Genomic DNA, 20,272 nt, shown 5'->3' on the forward strand with positions numbered 1-20,272 from the left:
CTACTGCGCTGCGGTGCCGATGACGACGGTGGCGTACAGCTCCTCGCAGACCACCACGCGCGGGACCAGTCCGGCGCTGCCGACGACCTCCACCGCCGCGTCCCGCTGCCGCTCACTCGTCTCCACCAGCAGGCTCGCGCCGGGCGCGAGCCACCCGGGCGCTTCGGCGGCGACCCGGCGCATCACGTCGAGCCCGTCGCCACCCCCGTCCAGGGCGACGCGCGGTTCGTGGACGCGGGCCTCGGCGGGAAGGAGTTCGACGTCGTCGGTCGGTACGTACGGAACATTGGCCAGCAGCACATCGACGCGGCCGCGCAGGGTGGCGGGCAGGGGGCCGAACAGGTCGCCCTCGTAGACCTGCCCGAGGGCGCCGACGTTGCGCCGGGCGCAGCGCACGGCGGCGGGCTCGACGTCGCAGGCGTGCAGTTCGGCCGCCGAGGCTTCGGTGGCGAGGGCGACGCCGAGCGCGCCGGAGCCGCAGCAGAGGTCGACGACGACGGCGCGCCGGGGTGCGAGGGCGACGGCCTGCGCGACCAGGAATTCCGTACGGCGGCGGGGTACGAAGACGCCGGTGTCGACGCCGAAGCGGCGGCCGCGGAACTCGGCCCAGCCCACGACGTGTTCGAGCGGGAGCCCGGCGGCGCGGCGTTCGACGAGGGCGGTGAGTTCCTGCGGGGACCGGGCCGCCTCGTTCAGGAGCGCGGCCTCGTCCTCGGCGAAGACGCAGCCGGCGTGGCGCAGGGTGGCAACAGTGGTGGAGAGGGAACTCACGGGGTGAACGGACATACGAGCGAAGCCTTTCGGGAGTACCGATGGGCGCTCCGCGATCGGCTAAGCCGTCCGTCCGACGTCTGCCGTCCGTTCGACGCGATCGTGCGAGGTGAGCACCCAGCCTGATCCAGCGGTAATGGGTCTCACCTCCTCGGTCCGTCCCCGTGCCGGTGCACGGGGGGCGTAGCACTGGGTCGTAACCCTACAACAGCGGGTGGTTCACAGGTCCACGCTGTCGCGCGGCTCCGTAGGCGTCAGGAACAGCGCGGCGATCACACCGGTCACCGGCCGGGGACCCCCGCCTACCGGGGCGCAACGGCCGCGACCACACCCCTAGCGGCCGTTCCGTCCGGCCAGACCCACCCGGCGACCAGGTATCCGGACGGCGTCCTGGCGGCCTCCTCCGCCCGCAGGACCCGGTTGACCCGGACGTCGAGCCCGCCCTCGGCTTCAGCCCCGTGCACAGTGACGGTCGGGTCGGGGGTGTCGCTCTCGTCCTGGTGCTGCGGCACCGCCTCGCCGCGCATGAGCGCGCGCAACTGGGCCATCACCACCGGGTCGTGGACGCCGTCGTAGATCCACCGGGTGCCGAGCACCCCGTGCTCGGACGTCCCGATCAACGCCTCGCCGGGAACGTCCTCCAGCGCCGCGCCGCGATAGCCCAGCGGCACCGCGTACGCCACCGGCTCCCGCTCGGTGGCGTGCGCCACGATCATGAACTCGATCCCGACCTCGCCGTCCGGATCGTCCAGCCGGAAGCCACCGGCCTTGACCGGTTCCGGTGTTTCCGCGTCGCCCGCATACCAGCTCTGCTTCGGAAGCCAGTCGGCGAGCAGTTCCAGCTTGGTGGGCGACATCGTGGTGCGATGAACGGCGGCCATGCGAACTCCTTTGTCAGGCCCAGGAACCGGGACCGGGACCGTCAGTACGGGACCATCAGAACCGGGACCGGTCGACGTCGATCTCGTACGCGATCTCCCAGCGGATGTCCGGGACGATGATGTCGGCGGTCTCCACCGGGCGTCCCTCGTTGTCGTAGTACGTACGCTCCAGCTGGGTGACCAGGTCGCCCACGGAGATCCCGAGCAGGTTGGCGTGCTCGCGGGTGGCGCGGGCCGGGCGCGGCACTTCGAGGGCGGTGACGATGTGCACGCCGATGGAGTTCATGCGCTCGACGACTCCGGCCTTGCCCTTGGGGCCCATCTCGGGGAGCAGGACGGGCGTGCCGCCGGTGATGGCCATCGGCTCCCAGCTCTTGGCGAGCTGGACCGGCTGCCCGTCCGCGAGGAACTCGTAGTCGGTCACGACGCACAGGTCACCGGGCTCGATCGCCAGCCGCTCGGCGATGTCCTCGGTGGCCGGGACCCGGGCGGCGCTGTTGCACTCCCAGACGCCCGCGGCTCCCTGGTCCCGCATGTTGGCGCGGAACGGGCTTCCGTTGCGCTGCTCGCGGTGGCGTGAGCGGACCATCCTGCGGCGCTCGCGGGCCTTGCGGACGTACGTGCCCGAACCGGCGCGGCCTTCGAGGATGCCCTCGATGATCAGGCGCTCCATCGCGCGCTGGGCGACGGACTGGCCGACGCCGTACTCCTCGGCGAACCGGGCCCGGGAGGGCAGCTTGTCACCCACCGCCCATTCGCCCGCCTGCACCCGGGCACGGAGAGCGTCGGCCACCTGCAAGTACGGCGTATCGCGAGGCATTTCAGCGGCTCCGTGAGGGGTGCGGCGTTCCGGGCTCGACATTGACAAAGCTAACCCATCAGGTTGAAGCTGAATACTCAGCATTACATGGAGTGACATCAGCTTCACCAGGGGAGAAGTGTGCGCTCAGCTCAAGCGCGGGCAGTGGCCCTGACCGGCATGCTCACCGCCGCCATCGGCGCCGGGCCGCGCGTCGCCGACACCGCGGCCGGTATCCGCATCGAGGCGGACCTCCCCGCCGAGCTCACCGAAGCCGAACACGCGGCGGTCCTCGCCGCCCTCGCCACGGCCGACCGCTTCGGGCACACCCTCACCCGCACCAGCGAGTTCGTCTGGGCCGAGATCAGCAGAGAGGCGACCATGACCACGACCGACTCCCCCGACGCGGCCTACCGCGCCCTGCTCGGCCACACGACGACGTGCGACGCCTGCCGCGCGGGGGCCATCTGCCCCGACGCCACGAAGCTCGTCCGCGTGTGGCGGGAGACCCGCGGATGAGAGGGAAACCCGCGGACGAGAAGCGGTACGACGTCCGGCAGGGCCTCCTGAACCGGCAAGGACCTCCTGAGCCCCGGCCGGACCCCTCTGGACCGGCAGGACTCCCTGAAACCCGGCGGGACTTCCCGAACCCCGGCCGGACCCCCTGAACCCCCGCCCCGGCCGCTCGTTCCTCGGCAGGGCAGCGCGGCCGGGCCGGGTTCACCACCCATCCGCTCCACGAGCGACGGAGGCACCTCATGCGTACCACCCGCCGGGCCTTGCCCGCACCGCCCGGGAGGCCCCGATGATCACCCTCTCCGCGACGGACGTCCGTGTCTGCGAGGCGTGCTGGAACGCCCCGGTCACCGCCGCCCGGCACACGCCCACCGGCCGTGACCTGCTCTGCGAGGAGTGCGCGGAGGGCGACTACCCCCGCCGCGTCGACCTCTTCCCGCCGTACGGCATCTACGGCCTGACGGCGCGCAGGGTCATGGACGACGGCAGACACGGCAGCGGCCCCCCGAAGCTCCCGCCCAACCCGGGCCCTCCCCTGCCCAACCCGCCTCCGGCCCCGTCACCGCCGGGGACACCCCCGGTGTAGGACCGGGCGCGGGCCCTCGGGACTACCGGCCGCTCGCCCCTGCCACCTCCCCGCTGCCCGTCGGCGCGGCCTTCCGGGCCGGTTCGCGTTCGTCGGTGATCGCGGGCGGCAGGGGCGAGGACCCGCCCGACGGGGTGCAGACCTCCTTGCCGCCCACCACCGCACAGGCCCGCGCGGCAGCGGGGTAGGGCGCCTCGACCATGGGCGAGTAGACGTCGTTCTCGTAGGTCACCGCGCGCTGGCTGCGCACCCCCCTGGGGCCCTCCACCCTGGCGGTGTCACCGACTTCGGCCTCCGTGATACGGGCCCATGCGGCCCGGCACCGCGGGCTGTAGCGCAGTTCGACATAGGTACGGCCCGACCAGGTGGCCGCGGCGGTCCATGCCCCCAAGTGACACCCCACGCGTTGTGAGTCCTTGTTACGGCATTCGAACTCAATACATCCGGGATCAATTCCAGCGTTTTGCCGGCCCGTCCGCTCCGCGTCATTCCCGCCGAACATCCAGGCGCCGAGCAGTATTCCGGCGACCAGCGCCAGGAATGCGGAAGCGATGGACACCAGCGTCGTTCTCCGCCGATGTCCACGACCGGGTGAATCCACCTCTTCCGGTACGGCCGGCACTTCGGCGGGATTTCCGTCGCCGTTGGGTGGCGGGGCCGCACCCGGACTTTCGCCCGCCGCTGACTCACGGTGCGGGGGACCGTCCCGGGACCCGGATCTCCAAGAACGCTTTTCCTCTTCTCTCAGCTGCTGGAGAGGGGGCGCGGCGACCCCGACAGCCGCCGCGAACTCGTTGAGCGCCGCCCGGGGCGGCACGGCCTTGCCGTTGAGGTACCGCTCCCAGGAGGACCGGCTGTAGGAGGTGCGCTCGGCCAGACCGTTGAGGGTCAGACCACTGCGTGTGCGCAGGAAGCGCATTTGCTCCGCCAGCGCACCTTGCCTCTTTCGTTGGATTTTGCCTAACTCATGCCTATCTGTCATCAAATCCGGCTTCCCTTGCGCGGAGTTGGTGCGGGACAGGGGATCCCATTCTTTCCCAACCCGGCCACCGCTCCAACAGGTCCCCCAAGTCGTCGCGCTGCGCGTCTCCGGGACGTCCTGTCCCTGCCCTGGGACCTGCTGGGACACTTCCACGTCCGGTTCGGCGACCCATACTCGTGCCGAGCCGCCGGTCGACCGGCCCGGCGGATTTCCCGAACGCGGGGAACCAGAAAGGGATTTCACATGCGTTTCACCCGGATCGCCGTCGTTGCCTCCACACTCGCCCTCGCAGGGGGCGGAATGGTGGCCACGGCGGGCTCGGCGCAAGCCGCCAAGTCGGACTGTCCCAAGACCTACCTGTGCTCGTGGGCCGTCCCGAGCTTCGTGGGCACTCCCGGAAAGGTGGCGGGCAACAACAGCAACCTGCGCCAGTACACCAAGTTCGCCAATTCCCGCTCGATGTACAACAACGGCACGAGCTGCAGCGTGCGCGTCTGGTCGGGGACCTACCAGACCGGCTCCTCCGTCGTGTTCAAGATCGGCTACCAGCTGAGCGAGACCAAGAACAGCGTGCTCAAGAACGGCGCGGGGTCGAACCGCTGGTGCTGACCGGCCGCATCCGCTGACCAGGTGGCGCCCGTCCCGGCCGCACGACGAAGGACTGCCGGGACGGGCGCCACCGCACCACCGCACCACCGCACCCAGCATCCCGAGGAGACGGCTTGAAGACCCGGATCAGCGCGGCCGTGCTGCTGCTCGTCCTGACCGGCGCCACGACCACGGCCTGCGGCACGCCCGCCCGAACTCCCGCATCCGGCGCACAGACGGACGCCCTGGTTCCCTTCGGGCGGTCCGTACCGAACCTGACGGACGGCCAGCAGCGGCGGCTGGACCGGCTGGAGCGTCGGATCGTGGACGACTGCCTGGCGGACAGGGGCGTCGAGGCCGAGCCGGTGGACCTTCCGCCACCGGCCGCCGTCAGCGACGAGATGCCCGCCTGGAATCCGTACGGCTTGCTCACCGAGGACTTCGCCGCCAAGGAGGGCTACGGCGTCACCGGTCCCGTACTGCGTGGTGAGCCATCCCTCCGGGAGGAGCCCGCTCGGGACACGGGCGACGACGAGGAGGCGTACGACAAGGCGCTGACCGGTACCGAGGCGCACGAGAGGACGGTCCGGCTGCCGACGGGCGAATCCTTCACCGTCAACACCGACGGATGCCAGTTCCGGGCCGGGGAGGAACTGTACGGCCGGGGCTGGGACCGGCTGATGTACACGTACCAGTTCCTCGCGAACCACGTGGTCGAGGACGTGGAGCGGGCCGCGGAGGTCAAGCGGGCCAGGAGCCGGTGGGCCTCGTGCATGGCGGATGCCGGTCACCCCGTCCCCGCCGGCTCCTCCGCCCGGGAACCGGTCGAGAAGAGGACGGAGACCGCGAAGGGCGAGGGCACCGGCGAAACCGAAGCGCTGCGGGCGGCGGCCCGGTACGAACTCGCCGTGGCGCGGAACGACGCCCGCTGCCAGCAGGAGAACGGCCTGCGGAAGGCGGTCTCCGACGCCCAGCGCACGGTCGAACAGCCCCTCGCCGACAAGCATCGCGAGTCGCTGGCCGACTACGCCAGGGCCTTGGACAAAGCCGTGCGACGACTCTGAGCCGCCGGGACCCGGCAGCCGCCCGCACGGCGCCTTCCAGGCCGCCGCCGACCTGCTCCTACAGCACCGGCAGCAGGTTCTTCAGCTCGAACGCGGTGACCTCGCTGCGGTACTCCTCCCACTCCTGCTTCTTGTTGCGGAGGAAGAAGTCGAAGACGTGCTCGCCCAGCGTCTCGGCGACCAGTTCGCTCTTCTCCATCAGCGAGATCGCCTCGCCCAGGTTCTGCGGGAGCGGCTCGATGCCCATCGCGCGGCGTTCGGCGTCGGAGAGGGCCCAGACGTCGTCGTCGGCACCGGCGGGGAGTTCGTAGCCCTCCTCGATGCCCTTGAGGCCCGCGGCCAGGAGGACCGCGTAGGTGAGGTACGGGTTGGCGCCGGAGTCGATGGAGCGGACCTCCACGCGGGCCGAGCCGGTCTTGCCGGGCTTGTACATCGGGACGCGGATGAGGGCGGAGCGGTTGTTGTGGCCCCAGCAGATGTACGAGGGGGCCTCACCGCCCGCGCCGGCCGCTCGGGAGGAGCCGCCCCAGATGCGCTTGTAGGAGTTGACCCACTGGTTGGTGACGGCCGAGATCTCCGCGGCGTGCGTCAGCAGGCCCGCGATGAACGAGCGGCCGACCTTGGAGAGCTGGTACTCCGCGCCCGACTCGTAGAACGCGTTGCGGTCGCCCTCGAAGAGGGAGAGGTGGGTGTGCATGCCCGAACCGGGGTACTCCGAGAACGGCTTCGGCATGAACGTGGCCTGCACGCCCTGCTCCAGCGCCACCTGCTTCATCACCAGACGGAACGTCATGATGTTGTCCGCCGTGGAGAGCGCGTCCGCGTAGCGCAGGTCGATCTCCTGCTGGCCGGGGGCGCCCTCGTGGTGGCTGAACTCCACCGAGATGCCCATGGATTCGAGCATCGTGATCGCCTGGCGGCGGAAGTCCATGCCGACGTTCTGCGGGGTGTGGTCGAAGTAGCCGGAGCTGTCCGCCGGGGTCGGGCGGGTGCCGTCGACCGGCTTGTTCTTCAGCAGGAAGAACTCGATCTCGGGGTGGGTGTAGAACGTGAAGCCGAGGTCCGAGGTCTTGGCGAGGATGCGCTTCAGTACGTAGCGGGGGTCAGCGAAGGACGGTGAGCCGTCCGGCATCAGGATGTCGCAGAACATCCGCGCCGTGCCCGGGGCTTCCGCGCGCCAGGGAAGGATCTGGAAAGTGGCCGGGTCCGGCTTGGCGATCATGTCCGACTCGTAGACGCGGGCGAAGCCCTCGATCGCCGAGCCGTCGAAGCCGATGCCCTCGTCGAAGGCCTGCTCCAGCTCGGCCGGGGCGACGGCGACGGACTTGAGGAACCCGAGGACGTCGGTGAACCACAGTCGCACGAAGCGGATGTCGCGCTCCTCAAGGGTCCTGAGGACGAATTCCTGCTGCTTGTCCATTGCCACATCCTTGCAGTTCAGACGGTCTGTGCACCACCGCCCGGGGTAGGGGGGACACTGCCAGTATCACGACCCGGGATTTCACCCACATTACGCACTCGGTGTGAGAGAGAGCACTCGGCCACCCACTACGATCGGCGACCGTGGCGCACGGCGGCGGTGGCCGAGCGGTGACCGGCTTTCCGCCCGTCGTTACCGCCCCTCCGCGCGCGTCGGTCCACGGACCGTTCTCCCGCCATCCCGGCCCCTTCGCAGAAGGACTCCACGACATGAGCTTCGACCCCCGCCACCCCCAGCCGCAGGCCCCCGACACCCGTGCGCGCGGCACCCGCAACCGGGCCATCGCCATAGGGGTGAGCGCCGCCGTCGTGGCCGGTCTGGTCACCTTCGGCTCGTATCTGCTGCTGGAGAACTCCGAGGCCAACGACAAGAACGAGAAGTCCGACGGCACCGCCGCGGCCCAGGACGGCAAGCACCCCGGCGGGCACGGCGACTCCCAGGGCGACCACGCCGGCGGGACCATCGACGGGCTGAAGTCCTGGGACGCCGCGAAGCTGGGCCGTAACCACGTGGCGGGGGCGGTCGACTATCCGATGAGGCCTCCGGTCGGCGGCGACCACAACCAGACCTGGATGAACTGCGACGGCGACGTATACGAAAAGGCCCTCCCCGACGTCAACGCGGTGCACTCCCTGGAGCACGGCGCGGTCTGGGTCACGTACAACGGCAAGGCCGCCGACGCGGACGTCGCCGAGCTCGCCGAGCGCGTCAGGAGGACCCCGTTCACGCTGATGAGCCCGTACGCCGAGCAGGAGGGCACGATCGTGCTCAGCGCCTGGGGCAAGCAGGTCACCGTGGACTCCGCCGACGACAAGCGGGTGGACCAGTTCCTCACCCAGTACGTCCAGGGCGCGCAGACGCCCGAGCCCGGCGCCCCCTGCACCGGCGGGCTGGCGGCGGTGCCGCGGTGACGGCGGAGCGCACGGCGGAGGACGGGGGCGAAGACTCCCATGCCCTCGCCGAGCGGCAGAAGACCGCGCGCGTGCGGTGGGCGGCCGGGGCCGCCGTGGCCCTCGCCCTGCTCTTCGCGGGGGCGGCCACCGTCGCCTCCGCGCGCGGCGACGGGGAGCCCGGTGCGCCCGGCGTGCCGAGTTCGCCCGCCGCGGACTCCGCCGACGCCGGGTTCGCCCGGGACATGGCCGTCCACCATCAGCAGGCCGTCGAGATGTCGTTCATCGTCCGCGACCGCACCGACGACGAGGACGTACGGCGTCTCGCCTACGACATCGCCAACACCCAGGCCAACCAGCGCGGCATGCTGCTCGGCTGGCTCGATCTGTGGGAGCTGCCGAAGGTCGCGCCCGGCGACGGGAAACCCATGGCGTGGATGGGGGACGGCGGCGGGGACGGACACGCACACGGCGGGCACGGTCTGGACGGTGGCGACGACGGTGTGCTCATGCCCGGCATGGTCCGGCGCTCCGAGCTGGAACGGCTGGGGCGTCTCGACGGCGAGCGGGCCGAGGTCCTCTTCCTCCAGTTGATGACGGATCACCACAAGGGAGGCGTCGCCATGGCCGAGGGCTGTGTGTCGCGGTGCTCGGTCCCGGCCGAGCGGCGGCTCGCCCGGGGCATGGTCGAGGGGCAGCAGTCCGAGCTGGGGCTCATGCGCGACATGCTCGCCGAGCGCGGGGCGAAGCCGCGCCCCTGAGCGTCGGTCCCGGGCCACCGTGAGTCAGCCCGCGTCCCCGCACCGGCGCACCCGAACGGGTGATTGCGGTCGCGCGCGGCCGCCCGGCCGATGACGATGGGTGCGCTCGGGGCCGTACGGCAGTGCCATCGGCACGCAGGAGGAAATCCCCCATGACGACCGCCAAAGACATCATGCACAGCGGGGCCCACTGGATTCCGGCCCACGAGACCCTTGACCGTGCGGCGCAGCTGATGCGTGAGCACAACGTCGGTGCCCTGCCCGTCTCCGCCAACGGTGGTCAGGACCGCATGGTCGGGATCATCACGGACCGCGACATCGTGGTCGGCTGTGTGGCGAAGGGGCACGATCCGTCGAAGGTCACGGCGGGCGACCTCGCCCAGGGGACCCCGCGCTGGATCGAGGCGGAGGCGGATGTGAACGCGGTCCTGGAGGAGATGCAGACCCACCGCATCCGTCGGCTGCCCGTCGTCGAGAACAAGAAGCTGGTCGGCATGATCAGCGAGGCCGACCTCGCGCAGCACCTCACCGAGGAGCAGATCGCGGGCTGGGCGGAGAAGGTGTACGCCCGCGGCTGACCACCGCGCGCCCCCGTGCCCGACGGCCCGTTGCACCGCGGCCCGGCACCCCGGACCGCTCCGGCGACGGCTCCCGGGGCGCCGGGCCGCCGTCCGTCCGGATACCCGCCGGGGGTAGGGTGGCCGGTATGGCGGCCAAGGCGCGGAGCGGGAGCGGAAAGGGAGCCGGGAGCGGTTCCTGCCGGCGGTTCCTGCTGTTCGCCGCCCTGCTGTTCGGCATCTTCACCATGCATACGGTCGGCCATCCGGCGGAACACAGCACTCCACCGTCAGCCGCCGAGGCTGCCGGGGCCACCACGACGGCCGAGGCCGCCGAGGCGGCTGCGAACGCGGCCCGCACGGCCCCCTCCGGCCACCACCCCGACGCCCCCATGAGCGGCATGGATCCGCTCTCCGTCTGCCTCGCCGTTCTCGGCGTCTGGGGGCTCGCCCTCGCCGGTTCCTGGCTGCTGCTCCGGGCGCGTGCCGACGGGCGGCCCGCGGGTACGCATGCCGGGGCCGGGTTGCCGCGGGTCCTGCGGGCGAATCCGCCGCCCCGCATATCGGTGCTCGCCAGCGTCTCGGTGCTGCGTATTTAGGAGTGGGCGTCTCACCTCCGCCCCTCAGAGATCCACCGGACCAACACAGTTCTTCAGAGGTGTATTCAGCATGCCCACCCAACCCACTCGACGCGCCCTGCTCGGCGCCGCTCTCGCCGTCGCCGGTACGGGAGCCCTCGCCGCCTGTTCCGACGGCGGCGGCCACGGCGGCACGCACTCCGCCGCTGGGGCCCAGGACTCCGGTACGTACGTCTCCCCCGACGGCAAGGAGGTCCGGGCGGCCGAGGCGGCGCGCGGCTCCGGGCCCGTACGCAAGGTCTCCCTCACCGCCACCCGTACCCGGCTCGATCTGGGCGGCGGCATCACCGTCCCCTCCTGGGCCTACGGGGACCGGCTGCCCGGGCGCGAGGTGCGGGTGACGGCCGGGGACACGCTCGACCTCACCCTCGCCAACCACCTTCCGCGGTCCACCTCGATGCACTGGCACGGCCTCGCCCTGCGCAACGACATGGACGGGGTCCCGGGGCTGACCCAGCGGGAGATCGCGCCCGGGGCCGCCTTCGGCTACCGGTTCGCCGTGCCGCACCCGGGCACGTACTGGTTCCATCCGCACTCCGGCGTCCAGCAGGACCGGGGGCTGTACGCGCCGCTGATCGTCGAGGACCCGAAGGAGCCCCTGGCGTACGACAAGGAGTGGGTGATCGTCCTCGACGACTGGGTCGACGGGGTGGCGGGGTCCACGCCGGACGCCGTGCTCAAGGAGCTGTCCGGGGGCATGGGCGGCGGGATGGATCACGGCGCGCACACCATGTCCGGCGAGGGTGAGGGCAAGGACGAGCCGGACGGCGGCGGGCCCTCGCGGATGATGATGGGGGCCACCAGTGAGCTGCTCGGCGGGGACGCCGGTGATGTGGCCTACCCGCACTACCTGGTCAACGGACGCGTGGCGCGGGATCCGGAGACGTTCCGCGCCCGGCCCGGTGAGCGTGTCCGGCTGCGGATCATCAACGCCGGTGGCGACACCGCCTTCCGGGTGGCGCTCGGCGGGCACCGGATGACCGTGACGCACACCGACGGCTTCCCGGTCCGGCACACCACCGGCGACGCGCTGCTGCTGGGGATGGGCGAACGGTACGACGTTCTCGTCACCGCCGGGGACGGGGTCTTCCCGCTCACCGCGGTGGCCGAGGGGAAGAAGGCGTCGGCCCTCGCCCTGCTGCGGACCGGGAGCGGTGCGGCGCCCGCCGCCTCCGTACGGCCGAAGGAGCTGGACGGGAAGCTGGTGGAGGCCGGGCGGCTGGTCCCGGACGAGGCGGTGGCGCTCGCGGGCCGGGCGCCGGACCGGACGATCCGGATGCGGCTCACCGGCGGAATGGCGAAGTACGACTGGGCCTTCGACGGGCAGCCGTACTCCGCGAAGCAGCGGCGGCCCGTGGAGGCGGGCGAGCGGGTGCGGATCGTCTTCGACAACGGGACGGCCATGTGGCACCCGCTGCATCTGCACGGGCACACGTTCGCGCTGGCGGGGAACGCCGCCGGGGCCCGTAAGGACACCGCGATCGTGCTGCCGCACCGGTCGCTGACCGTGGAGTTCGACGCCGACAACCCGGGGCTGTGGATGGTCCACTGCCACAACGTCTACCACGCGGAGGCGGGGATGATGACGGTCCTGGGCTACCGGGGCTGACCTGCGGTTCCGGCGGGCCCGGGAGGATTCTGCCCGGCCCGCCGGGACATCGCGTCAGAAAGACGATTACACTGGCCGACGTGCCTCAACTACGCCTCGCACTGAATCAGATCGACTCGACCGTCGGCGACCTCGCCGGCAACTCCGAGGCGATCGTCCACTGGACCCGGCACGCCGCCGAGCAGGGCGCCCACCTGGTGGCGTTCCCCGAGATGGTGCTGACCGGATATCCCGTCGAGGACCTGGCCCTGCGGTCGTCCTTCGTCGAGGCCTCGCGTCAGGCGCTGCGTGCGCTCGCCGCCCGGCTCGACGCGGAGGGCTTCGGCGAGCTGCCGGTCGTCGTCGGCTACCTGGACCGCTCCGAACACGCCGCGGCGTGTTACGGGCAGCCGGCCGGTTCCCCGCGCAACGCGGCGGCTGTGCTGCACCGCGGCCGGATCGCGCTGAACTTCGCCAAGCACCACCTGCCGAACTACGGGGTGTTCGACGAGTTCCGGTACTTCGTGCCGGGCGACTCGATGCCCGTCGTCCGCGTCCACGGCATCGACGTGGCCCTCGCGATCTGCGAGGACCTGTGGCAGGACGGCGGGCGCGTCCCGGCCGCCCGGTCCGCCGGGGCCGGGCTGCTGCTGTCGATCAACGCCTCGCCGTACGAGCGGGACAAGGACGACACCCGGCTGGAGCTGGTCCGCAAGCGGGCCCAGGAGGCCGGTTGCACGACGGCCTATCTGGCGATGATCGGCGGGCAGGACGAGCTGGTCTTCGACGGTGACTCGATCGTCGTCGACAAGGAGGGCGAGGTCATCGCGCGCGCCCCGCAGTTCGCCGAGGGCAGCGTGATCCTGGATCTGGAGCTGCCCGCCGCCGAAGCCGCGGCGCCCTCGGGGGTCGTGGCCGACGGTCTGCGCATCGACCATGTCGTGCTGTCCGACCGGCCTGTCGACACCTACGAACCCGAGCTCGCGGGCGGGTACGCGGAGCGGCTGGACGACGATGAGGAGATCTACTCCGCGCTGGTCGTCGGGCTCCGTGCGTACGCCGCGAAGAACGGTTTCAGCAGTGTGCTGATCGGGCTCTCGGGCGGGATCGACTCCGCCCTCTGCGCGGCCATCGCGTGCGACGCGCTCGGCGCGCAGAACGTGTACGGCGTGTCCATGCCGTCGAAGTACTCCTCGGAGCACTCCAAGGACGACGCGGCGGAGCTGGCCCGGCGGACCGGGCTCAACTTCCGTACGGTGCCGATCGCGCCGATGTTCGACGCGTACATGGGGTCACTGGAGCTCACCGGGCTCGCGGAGGAGAACCTCCAGGCGCGGCTGCGCGGCACGACGCTGATGGCCATCTCCAACCAGGAGGGGCAGATCGTGCTCGCACCCGGCAACAAGTCGGAGCTGGCGGTCGGTTACTCCACGCTGTACGGGGACGCGGTCGGCGCGTACGGGCCGATCAAGGACGTCTACAAGTCGTCGGTCTTCCGGCTGGCGAAGTGGCGCAACCGGGCCGCGGAGGAACGGGGCCAGACCCCGCCGATCCCGGAGGCCTCGATCACCAAGCCGCCGAGCGCGGAGCTGCGGCCGGGCCAGGTCGACACGGACTCGCTGCCGGACTACGACGTGCTCGACGCGATCCTGGAGCTGTACGTGGACCGGGACCAGGGCATGGACGCGATCGTGGCGGCCGGGTTCGACGCGGAGCTGGTGGCGAAGACGCTGCGGATGGTGGACACGGCGGAGTACAAGCGGCGGCAGTACCCGCCGGGGACGAAGATCTCGCCCAAGGGATTCGGGAAGGACCGGCGGCTGCCGATCACGAACCGGTGGCGCGAGTCGTCCTGAGGGCTGCCCGCGGGTCAGCCCTCAGGGGTGCCCGCCCGCCGGGGTCGTCCGGACACCCACCAGCGGGTCGCCCCGGCGGGTCGGCGGTCACCGGGGGCGCTCGGTGACCGCCTTGTCCCCATGCGCCGGACGGGCCTGAGGTGCCGGACCGGTCTCACGGGCTCCCGCGACCACCCGGGACGCCTTCCCCGGGCCGCGGTCCAGGAGGCCCGCCGTCGCCGCTATCGCCAGGCCCGCCAGCGCCAGCACCGCGCCCACGAGTGCCGGGGACGTCCAGCCCCAGCCCGCCGCGATGGCCATGCCGCCGAGCCAGGCGCCGCCCGCGTTGGCCAGGTTGAACGCGGAGTGGTTGGAGGCGGAGGCCAGGGTCGGGGCATCCTTCGCCTTGTTCATCACCAGCATCTGGAGCGGGGTCGTCGTCATGAACCCGACTCCGCCCAGCAGCACCACCATCACCAGCGCCGCCCACTGCACGTGCACCGTGAACGGGAACACCGCCAGGACCACCGCGAGCGCGCCGAGCGAGCCGTACAGGGTCGGGCGCAGGGCCCGGTCCGTGAGGGGGCCCGCGGCCAGGGCTCCCAGGGTCATGCCGGTGCCGAAGAGGGCCAGGACGACGGTGACGGAGGATTCGCCGAAGCCCATCGCCTTCGTGGTCATCGCCGAGAGGTAGGAGTACACCGCGAAGACCCCGGCGAAGCCGAAGACCGCGGTGAGCAGGCCCAGGAGCACCTGGCGGTTACCGAGGGCGCGCAGTTCGCGGCGGACGTCCTGGTGTGACTCGACCGGGATGCGCGGCACCAGGCGGGCCAGCGCGGCCATCGCGGCGAGGCCGATCGCGGCGACGACGAGGAAGGTCGCCCGCCAGCCGAGGTGCTGGCCGAGCAGGGTGGCCGCGGGGACGCCGACGATGTTGGCGACCGTCAGGCCGAGGAACATCGTCGCGACGGCCCGCGCCTGACGGCCCTCGGAGACCAGCCGGGCGGCGACCACCGCGCCGACGCCGAAGAACGCGCCGTGCGGGAGCCCGGCGAGGAAGCGCCCCGCGACCAGCCAGCCGAAGTCGGGGGCGAGCGCCGAGGCCAGGTTGCCCACGGTGAACAGCGCCATCAGGAGCAGCAGCATCCGCTTGCGCGGGACCCGGGAGCCGAGTCCGGTGAGCAGGGGCGCGCCCAGGACGACACCGATCGCGTACGCCGACACGAGGTGCCCGGCGGTGGGCACGGACGTGCCGAGGTCGTCCGCCACATTGGGCAGCAGCCCCATCATGACGAACTCCGTCGTGCCTATGCCGAAGGCGCTCACGGCCAGGGCGAGCAGGGCCAGAGGCATGGGGAGGACCTTTCACGGTGGAGCGGTGAGCGGTGCGGCCGGAAGCGGTGCGGCGGAGCCCGTGCGGCGGGAACGGGGAAGGCGCCACGCGCCGAACAGCGAGCCGCCGCCTCGGTGAGGGTCACCGGGCGACGGCTGGCACCGCTATATGTAAGTTACTGGAACAAATTCTCGCAGACGTTCGGCGGGGGGTGCGTCACAGCTCCACGCGGGCCGCGATCGGCAGATGGTCGCTGTCGGTCGCCGCCAGGGTCCAGGATGCCTGCGGCTCGACGCCCTTGACCATGATCTGGTCGATCCGGGCCATCGGGAACGAGGCGGGCCAGCTGAACCCGAAGCCGTCGCCCGCCGCGCCCTGGGTGGAGCGCATCTGCGAGGTGACCGCGTTCAGTGAGCGGTCGTTCATCGTGCCGTTCAGGTCGCCGAGCAGGACGACGCGCCTGACGGGTTCGTCGGCGATGGCCTCGCCGAGCGCGTCGGCGCTGTCGTCGCGCTGGTTGGCGGTGAACCCGGCGTGCAGCTTCACGCGGACGGACGGCAGGTGGGCCACGTACACCGCGACCTCTCCCTGCGGGGCCTTGACCGTGGAGCGCATGGCCCGGGTCCAGCCCATCTTGATGTCGACCGGCCTGGTGTCGGCGAGGGGGTACTTGCTCCACAGCCCGACGGTGCCCTGGACCGAGTGGTACGGGTAGCGGTCGGCCAGTGACTTCTCGTACGTGGAGACCTGCCCGCCCGGGAGCTCCTGGAGGGCCACGACGTCCGCCCCGGAACCGGCGACCTGCTCGGCGGTGCCGCCGGGGTCGGGGTTGTCGGCGTTGACGTTGTGGGTGGCGACGGTGAGGTCGCCGCCCGCGCCGGACTTGTCGGTGAGGAGGCCGCCGAACACGTTGAGCCAGACCACGGCGGGCAGCAGCAGCGCGACGATCGCGGTGGCGGAGCGCCGCAACAGGGCCAGGACCAGCAGGACCGGGATGAAGAGGGCGATCCACGGCAGGAAGGTCTCGGTGAGGCTGCCGAGGTTGCCGAACCGGTTCGGGATCCGCGCGTGGACGACCATCGGCAGGGTCAGCAGCACCGAGCAGAGGGCCAGGACGATCCCCCGCCGCCAGACGCCGCGGTCCTGCTTCAGTCTGTTCCACAGGCCCCCGAAGCGGGATTCCCCGGCCTGCGGCTGCTCCGCGCTGCCGTTGCCCGTGTCCGCTCCGTACGCCTGCACCATCGCGCTGTCCTCACTGCCTTGCCCTACACATCGCCGCGCTCCCGACCCTAGGTGATGGGCGGCTTCTTTCCCGCCGCCGACGTCCCGGGCGACCGGCGACCGTACGCAGAGCAGGACGACGAACCGGCGACCGCGGGTTCCCGGTCCGGGCCGGGCGGACGGGCCTGTGACAGAACGATCACACTCGCCCGGAGCGGGGGCTGGCGGGGGGGGCGGCGGAGTGCCGGGCCGTCAGCCGCGGGCGCCCGCCGGCGCCAGGCCTTGGAGCAGGGCGCAGATGATGCGGTCCGCGAGGTCGTCGGGGAGCGGTGCGTCGGGGCGGTGCACCGTGCGCACCAGCATGGGGCCGACGAAGAGGTCGTCGATCAGCTCCACGTCGAGGTCGTCGCGCAGCTCCCCCGCCGCGACCGCGCGCCGCACCGCCGCCAGCATCGCGACGCGCCGGGGGGCGATCACCGTGCCGAAGTACTCGTCCCACAGCTTCGGGTGGCTCTTCATCTGGGCGAACATGTTGTGCAGCAGCACCGAGGAGCGCTGGGCGAGGCCCCGGGTGCGCAGGGATTCCAGCATGACGCGCAGATCGGCGAGGCCTGCGGTGCCGGAGACGGGCGGGTCGTCGGGTTCCATGTCCCGTACGACGTCGACGAAGAGCTCCTCCTTGCCGGACCAGCGCCGGTAGATGGTGGCCTTGCCGACGCCCGCCGTACGGGCGATGCGCTCGATGGAGAGGCCCGCCAGGGGTTCGCCCGCCTCCAGGAGGGCGATGACGGCGTCCAGGATCGCGCGTTCCGCCGCGGCGGAACGCGGGCGGCCGCGGCGGGGTTCCGGGTCGGCCGCCCCGGCCGGCGGCTCGCCCCCGTCCCGCGGCGCGCCCCGGTCCTGCCCGTCGCCCTGGTCCCGCACCTGAAAACCGCCTCTCTCCGTGCTGTCGTACGCGTACGCCCTTCGGCGCTGTCGTACGGCTCCGCCCTTCGGCCCGATTCTCGCCGACCGGGGAGGCGGTGGATGACGACCCGCGCGCGGCACGGCGGATCTGCCCGGCGGTCAGCGGCCCACCGGTTCCTCCGCGGCGCGGGGCGCCGGCTCCGCCGCGGCCGCGGGGGTCCGCCCCGGCAGGTACAGGCCGACGACCACCGCGCCGATCAGGGCGACGGCCGCCGAGCCGAGCGCGGTCACATGCATGGCGTTGATGAACGCGTCGTGGGCGGCGGCGACCAGAGGCTTTCCGGCCACCGGGCCGAGCTTCTCGGCGGCCCCGAGCGTGGCCTCGATGGACTCACCGGCCACCGCCCTGGCCCCGGCCGGGACCGCGCCGAGGTGGCCCTCGATGTCGCCCCGGTAGACGGTGGAGAGGACCGAGCCGAGGACGGCGATGCCGAGGGCTCCGCCGACCTGGCGGAAGGTGTTGTTGACGGCCGAACCGGAACCGGCCTTCTCGCGGGGCAGCGCCTGCATCACGGCCACGGTGACGGGCGGCATGATGTGCGCCATCCCGGCGCCCTGGACGAAGAAGACGAGGCACAGCACCCACACCGGCGTACCGGCGTCGAACAGGGCGAACGACGCGAGTCCGGCGGCGACGAGCAGCATGCCCGCCGTGCAGACGGCACGGGCGCCGAAGCGGTCGACGACCAGCCGGGCCCGGGGCGCGAAGATCATCTGTGCGGCCGCGAGCGGAACGATCAGCAGGCCCGACTGGAGGGCGCTGTAGCCGCGCACGCTCTGGAGGTAGAACGCCGAGAAGAAGGTCACGCCCATCAGCGCGAAGAAGACCAGCGCTATGGCGGCGACCGCGGCGGAGAACGCGGGCTCGCGGAAGTACGTGATGTCGATGGCCGGGTGGCTGCTGCGCTTCTCGTGCCAGATGAATCCGGCCAGCACCAGCAGCCCGCCGACGATCGCGAGGAGCGCTGTGGCGTCGGTGAAGTCGGCCAGCTCGCCGCCCCGGATGATCCCGTACACCAGCAGGACCAGGCCGACGATGGAGAGCACGACGCCCAGCGGGTCGACCTTGCCGGGGTCCGGGTCGCGGGAGTCGGGGACCAGGACCGCCATCGCGACGAGGGCGATCACCACCACGGGGACGTTCACCAGGAAGATCGAGCCCCACCAGAAGTGCTCCAGGAGCAGCCCCCCGGTGATCGGGCCGATGGCGATGCCGAGGCCCACGCTGCCCGCCCAGATGCCGATGGCCTTGGGCTGTTCGTCGCGTTCGAAGACGTTCATCAGGACGGCGAGGGTGGCGGGCATCACGAAGGCCGCGCCGAAGCCCATCAGGGCGCGCCAGGTGATGAGTTCGCCGGGCGAGGCGGAGAGCGCGGCCAGCGCGGAGCCGATGCCGAAGACCAGGATGCCCGCGAGGAGGACCTTCTTGCGGCCGATGCGGTCGCCGAGCAGACCCGCGGTGAACAGGAGCCCGGCGAAGACGAGCGTGTAGGAGTTGATCGCCCACTCCAGCTCGCTCTGGGTGGCGCCGATGCCGGTGGGTGCGGGGCTGGCGATCGTCTTGACAGCGACGTTCAGGATCGAGTTGTCCAGCACCACGATGAGCAGGCTGAACATGAGGACGGTGAGAATCCACCAGCGGCGGCGGTGGATCGCCTCGGGTATGCGGGGCGCGGCGGGCGCGGAAGGGGGCGGCGAGGAGGCGGGAGACGGTCGGGACATGCGGACGAGCCTAACCTCATTTCGATACGAGACCGTCTCGTATTGTTAAAACTTTGCCGAACGGCCGTCGGACGGACGTGTGCGGGCCCACTTCCCGTTCGCCCGGGCGGGATGCCACCATGGAAGGGATCCGGGGACGCCGTCAGGGTGCCTCGAGATGACGAAGGAGCCGTTGGCCATGTCGCTTCAGGCTGCGCAGAATCAGCCCTCCCGTGCAGGTGCGTCACCCGACAGCAGCAAGGCGCTGTACGGAGGAAAGTCCACCCGCCGCATCACCGTCCACGACATCGCCGCCGCCACCGAGCGCGGCGAGAAGTGGCCCATGCTCACCGCCTACGACGCGATGACCGCGTCCGTCTTCGACGAGGCCGGAATCCCGGTCATGCTCGTCGGGGACTCCATGGGCAACTGTCACCTCGGCTACGAGACCACCGTGCCCGTCACGATGGACGAGATCGCCATGCTGTCCGCCGCCGTCGTACGGGGCACCAAGCGCGCCCTCATCGTCGGCGACCTGCCCTTCGGCTCGTATCAGGAGGGCCCCGTCCAGGCGCTGCGCAACGCCACCCGGCTGATCAAGGAGTCGGGCGTCGGCGCGGTCAAGCTGGAGGGCGGCGAGCGGTCCCACGAGCAGATCCGCCTGCTGGTCGAGGCGGGCATCCCGGTCATGGGCCACATCGGCCTGACCCCGCAGTCGGTCAACGCGATGGGCTACCGGGTCCAGGGCCGCGGCGAGGAGGCCGCCCAGCAGCTGCTGCGCGACGCGAAGGCGGTCCAGGACGCGGGCGCGTTCGCCGTCGTGCTGGAGCTCGTACCCGCCGAGCTGGCCGCCGAGGTCACCCGTACGCTGCACATCCCGACCGTCGGCATCGGCGCCGGCTCCGGGACCGACGCGCAGGTGCTGGTCTACACCGACATGGTCGGGCTGACCGGCGGCAAGGTGCCGCGCTTCACCAAGCAGTACGCCAATCTGCGCCAGGTCCTCGGGGACGCGGCGAAGGAGTTCGCCGACGAGGTCGTCGGCGGCACGTTCCCGGCGCCGGAGCACACCTTCCACTGAGGTGCCGAGGTGCCCGAGGCGCTCGGGCACGCCT

Annotated in this window: 20 protein-coding genes; 11 read left to right on the plus strand and 9 right to left on the minus strand. The window is 71.6% G+C overall.

Translation table 11 applies throughout. The annotated features are described in order from the left end of the window. The 3 genes from RI138_RS07545 to RI138_RS07555 all read right to left on the minus strand — a co-directional run bounded on the left by RI138_RS07545 (position 1) and on the right by RI138_RS07555 (position 2,472). Positions 1-786, minus strand: coding sequence for a putative protein N(5)-glutamine methyltransferase (locus tag RI138_RS07545; RefSeq protein ID WP_311119281.1), 786 nt, complete (start codon positions 784-786; stop codon positions 1-3). A 287-nt stretch (positions 787-1,073) separates the two neighbouring features. Then, positions 1,074-1,652, minus strand: coding sequence for a maltokinase N-terminal cap-like domain-containing protein (locus RI138_RS07550; protein ID WP_311119282.1), 579 nt, complete (start codon positions 1,650-1,652; stop codon positions 1,074-1,076). A 55-nt stretch (positions 1,653-1,707) separates the two neighbouring features. Then, positions 1,708-2,472 carry a GntR family transcriptional regulator gene (locus RI138_RS07555; RefSeq protein ID WP_311119283.1) on the minus strand — a complete coding sequence of 255 codons (765 nt, stop codon included), beginning with the start codon at positions 2,470-2,472 and terminating at the stop codon, positions 1,708-1,710. A gap of 159 nt (positions 2,473-2,631) precedes the next feature. Between RI138_RS07555 and RI138_RS07560 the strand changes: the two genes are divergently transcribed. Further along, positions 2,632-2,970 carry a hypothetical protein gene (locus tag RI138_RS07560; RefSeq protein WP_311122817.1) on the plus strand — a complete coding sequence of 113 codons (339 nt, stop codon included), beginning with the start codon at positions 2,632-2,634 and terminating at the stop codon, positions 2,968-2,970. Between the two features lie 286 nt (positions 2,971-3,256). Next, complete coding sequence (locus tag RI138_RS07565) at positions 3,257-3,553, plus strand: hypothetical protein (RefSeq protein ID WP_311119284.1); 297 nt, start codon at positions 3,257-3,259, stop codon at positions 3,551-3,553. Positions 3,554-3,575: 22 nt separating this feature from the next. On the opposite strand, the gene RI138_RS07570 is transcribed toward RI138_RS07565, so the two are convergent. Continuing rightward, on the minus strand, positions 3,576-4,535 hold the full coding sequence (locus RI138_RS07570; protein WP_311119285.1) for a helix-turn-helix domain-containing protein: 960 nt from the start codon (positions 4,533-4,535) through the stop codon (positions 3,576-3,578). 243 nt (positions 4,536-4,778) lie between these two features. Between RI138_RS07570 and RI138_RS07575 the strand changes: the two genes are divergently transcribed. Beyond that, positions 4,779-5,144 carry a peptidase inhibitor family I36 protein gene (locus tag RI138_RS07575; protein WP_096627623.1) on the plus strand — a complete coding sequence of 122 codons (366 nt, stop codon included), beginning with the start codon at positions 4,779-4,781 and terminating at the stop codon, positions 5,142-5,144. A 113-nt stretch (positions 5,145-5,257) separates the two neighbouring features. Beyond that, entirely contained in the window at positions 5,258-6,187 is a 930-nt protein-coding gene (locus RI138_RS07580) for a hypothetical protein (protein WP_311119286.1), read from the plus strand. 58 nt (positions 6,188-6,245) lie between these two features. Here the strand turns inward: RI138_RS07580 and glnA are convergent, their stop codons facing one another. Beyond that, the gene (glnA, locus tag RI138_RS07585; RefSeq protein ID WP_164616245.1) at positions 6,246-7,607 is read right to left on the minus strand and encodes a type I glutamate--ammonia ligase; all 1,362 of its coding nucleotides are present in this window, start codon (positions 7,605-7,607) and stop codon (positions 6,246-6,248) included. Positions 7,608-7,876: 269 nt separating this feature from the next. On the opposite strand from glnA, the gene RI138_RS07590 reads away from it, so the two are divergent. From RI138_RS07590 to RI138_RS07615, 6 genes are all read left to right on the plus strand, one after another. Continuing rightward, complete coding sequence (locus RI138_RS07590) at positions 7,877-8,578, plus strand: DUF3105 domain-containing protein (protein ID WP_311119287.1); 702 nt, start codon at positions 7,877-7,879, stop codon at positions 8,576-8,578. Continuing rightward, the gene (locus RI138_RS07595) at positions 8,575-9,318 is read left to right on the plus strand and encodes a DUF305 domain-containing protein (protein ID WP_311119288.1); all 744 of its coding nucleotides are present in this window, start codon (positions 8,575-8,577) and stop codon (positions 9,316-9,318) included. Before RI138_RS07590 ends, RI138_RS07595 begins: the two co-directional genes overlap by 4 nt. Before the next feature lie 152 nt (positions 9,319-9,470). Next, positions 9,471-9,896, plus strand: coding sequence for a CBS domain-containing protein (locus tag RI138_RS07600; RefSeq protein WP_096627618.1), 426 nt, complete (start codon positions 9,471-9,473; stop codon positions 9,894-9,896). 128 nt (positions 9,897-10,024) lie between these two features. Continuing rightward, positions 10,025-10,474 (plus strand): DUF6153 family protein, encoded by a 450-nt coding sequence (locus tag RI138_RS07605; protein WP_311119289.1) that lies wholly within the window; start codon positions 10,025-10,027, stop codon positions 10,472-10,474. 70 nt (positions 10,475-10,544) lie between these two features. After that, a complete protein-coding gene (locus tag RI138_RS07610; RefSeq protein WP_311119290.1) occupies positions 10,545-12,122 on the plus strand; it encodes a multicopper oxidase family protein in 1,578 nt (525 codons plus the stop codon). Positions 12,123-12,202: 80 nt separating this feature from the next. Next, the gene (locus tag RI138_RS07615) at positions 12,203-13,957 is read left to right on the plus strand and encodes an NAD+ synthase (RefSeq protein ID WP_311119291.1); all 1,755 of its coding nucleotides are present in this window, start codon (positions 12,203-12,205) and stop codon (positions 13,955-13,957) included. 87 nt (positions 13,958-14,044) lie between these two features. Here the strand turns inward: RI138_RS07615 and RI138_RS07620 are convergent, their stop codons facing one another. The 4 genes from RI138_RS07620 to RI138_RS07635 form a co-directional block, all read right to left on the minus strand. Then, a complete protein-coding gene (locus RI138_RS07620) occupies positions 14,045-15,289 on the minus strand; it encodes an MFS transporter (protein ID WP_311119292.1) in 1,245 nt (414 codons plus the stop codon). Between the two features lie 196 nt (positions 15,290-15,485). Next, complete coding sequence (locus tag RI138_RS07625; RefSeq protein ID WP_311119293.1) at positions 15,486-16,511, minus strand: endonuclease/exonuclease/phosphatase family protein; 1,026 nt, start codon at positions 16,509-16,511, stop codon at positions 15,486-15,488. A gap of 231 nt (positions 16,512-16,742) precedes the next feature. Continuing rightward, a complete protein-coding gene (locus RI138_RS07630; RefSeq protein WP_311119294.1) occupies positions 16,743-17,414 on the minus strand; it encodes a TetR/AcrR family transcriptional regulator in 672 nt (223 codons plus the stop codon). Between the two features lie 141 nt (positions 17,415-17,555). Next, positions 17,556-19,178, minus strand: coding sequence for a DHA2 family efflux MFS transporter permease subunit (locus RI138_RS07635; RefSeq protein ID WP_311119295.1), 1,623 nt, complete (start codon positions 19,176-19,178; stop codon positions 17,556-17,558). A 178-nt stretch (positions 19,179-19,356) separates the two neighbouring features. Here RI138_RS07635 and panB point away from each other — a divergent pair, with 178 nt between their 5' ends. Further along, the gene (panB, locus tag RI138_RS07640; RefSeq protein ID WP_096627611.1) at positions 19,357-20,238 is read left to right on the plus strand and encodes a 3-methyl-2-oxobutanoate hydroxymethyltransferase; all 882 of its coding nucleotides are present in this window, start codon (positions 19,357-19,359) and stop codon (positions 20,236-20,238) included. Positions 20,239-20,272 lie beyond the last annotated feature (34 nt).

Source organism: Streptomyces durocortorensis (assembly GCF_031760065.1).
GTDB lineage: Bacteria > Actinomycetota > Actinomycetes > Streptomycetales > Streptomycetaceae > Streptomyces.

Coding starts and splice junctions, on each gene's coding strand:
- RI138_RS07590 (WP_311119287.1), top strand. CDS start 7,877: ATGAGCTTCGACCCCCGCCACCCCCAGCCGCAGGCCCCCGACACCCGT.
- glnA (WP_164616245.1), bottom strand. CDS start 7,607: ATGGACAAGCAGCAGGAATTCGTCCTCAGGACCCTTGAGGAGCGCGAC.
- panB (WP_096627611.1), top strand. CDS start 19,357: ATGTCGCTTCAGGCTGCGCAGAATCAGCCCTCCCGTGCAGGTGCGTCA.
- RI138_RS07570 (WP_311119285.1), bottom strand. CDS start 4,535: ATGACAGATAGGCATGAGTTAGGCAAAATCCAACGAAAGAGGCAAGGT.
- RI138_RS07625 (WP_311119293.1), bottom strand. CDS start 16,511: ATGGTGCAGGCGTACGGAGCGGACACGGGCAACGGCAGCGCGGAGCAG.
- RI138_RS07560 (WP_311122817.1), top strand. CDS start 2,632: ATGCTCACCGCCGCCATCGGCGCCGGGCCGCGCGTCGCCGACACCGCG.
- RI138_RS07600 (WP_096627618.1), top strand. CDS start 9,471: ATGACGACCGCCAAAGACATCATGCACAGCGGGGCCCACTGGATTCCG.
- RI138_RS07635 (WP_311119295.1), bottom strand. CDS start 19,178: ATGTCCCGACCGTCTCCCGCCTCCTCGCCGCCCCCTTCCGCGCCCGCC.
- RI138_RS07575 (WP_096627623.1), top strand. CDS start 4,779: ATGCGTTTCACCCGGATCGCCGTCGTTGCCTCCACACTCGCCCTCGCA.
- RI138_RS07555 (WP_311119283.1), bottom strand. CDS start 2,472: ATGCCTCGCGATACGCCGTACTTGCAGGTGGCCGACGCTCTCCGTGCC.
- RI138_RS07610 (WP_311119290.1), top strand. CDS start 10,545: ATGCCCACCCAACCCACTCGACGCGCCCTGCTCGGCGCCGCTCTCGCC.
- RI138_RS07565 (WP_311119284.1), top strand. CDS start 3,257: ATGATCACCCTCTCCGCGACGGACGTCCGTGTCTGCGAGGCGTGCTGG.
- RI138_RS07620 (WP_311119292.1), bottom strand. CDS start 15,289: ATGCCTCTGGCCCTGCTCGCCCTGGCCGTGAGCGCCTTCGGCATAGGC.
- RI138_RS07605 (WP_311119289.1), top strand. CDS start 10,025: ATGGCGGCCAAGGCGCGGAGCGGGAGCGGAAAGGGAGCCGGGAGCGGT.
- RI138_RS07550 (WP_311119282.1), bottom strand. CDS start 1,652: ATGGCCGCCGTTCATCGCACCACGATGTCGCCCACCAAGCTGGAACTG.
- RI138_RS07545 (WP_311119281.1), bottom strand. CDS start 786: ATGTCCGTTCACCCCGTGAGTTCCCTCTCCACCACTGTTGCCACCCTG.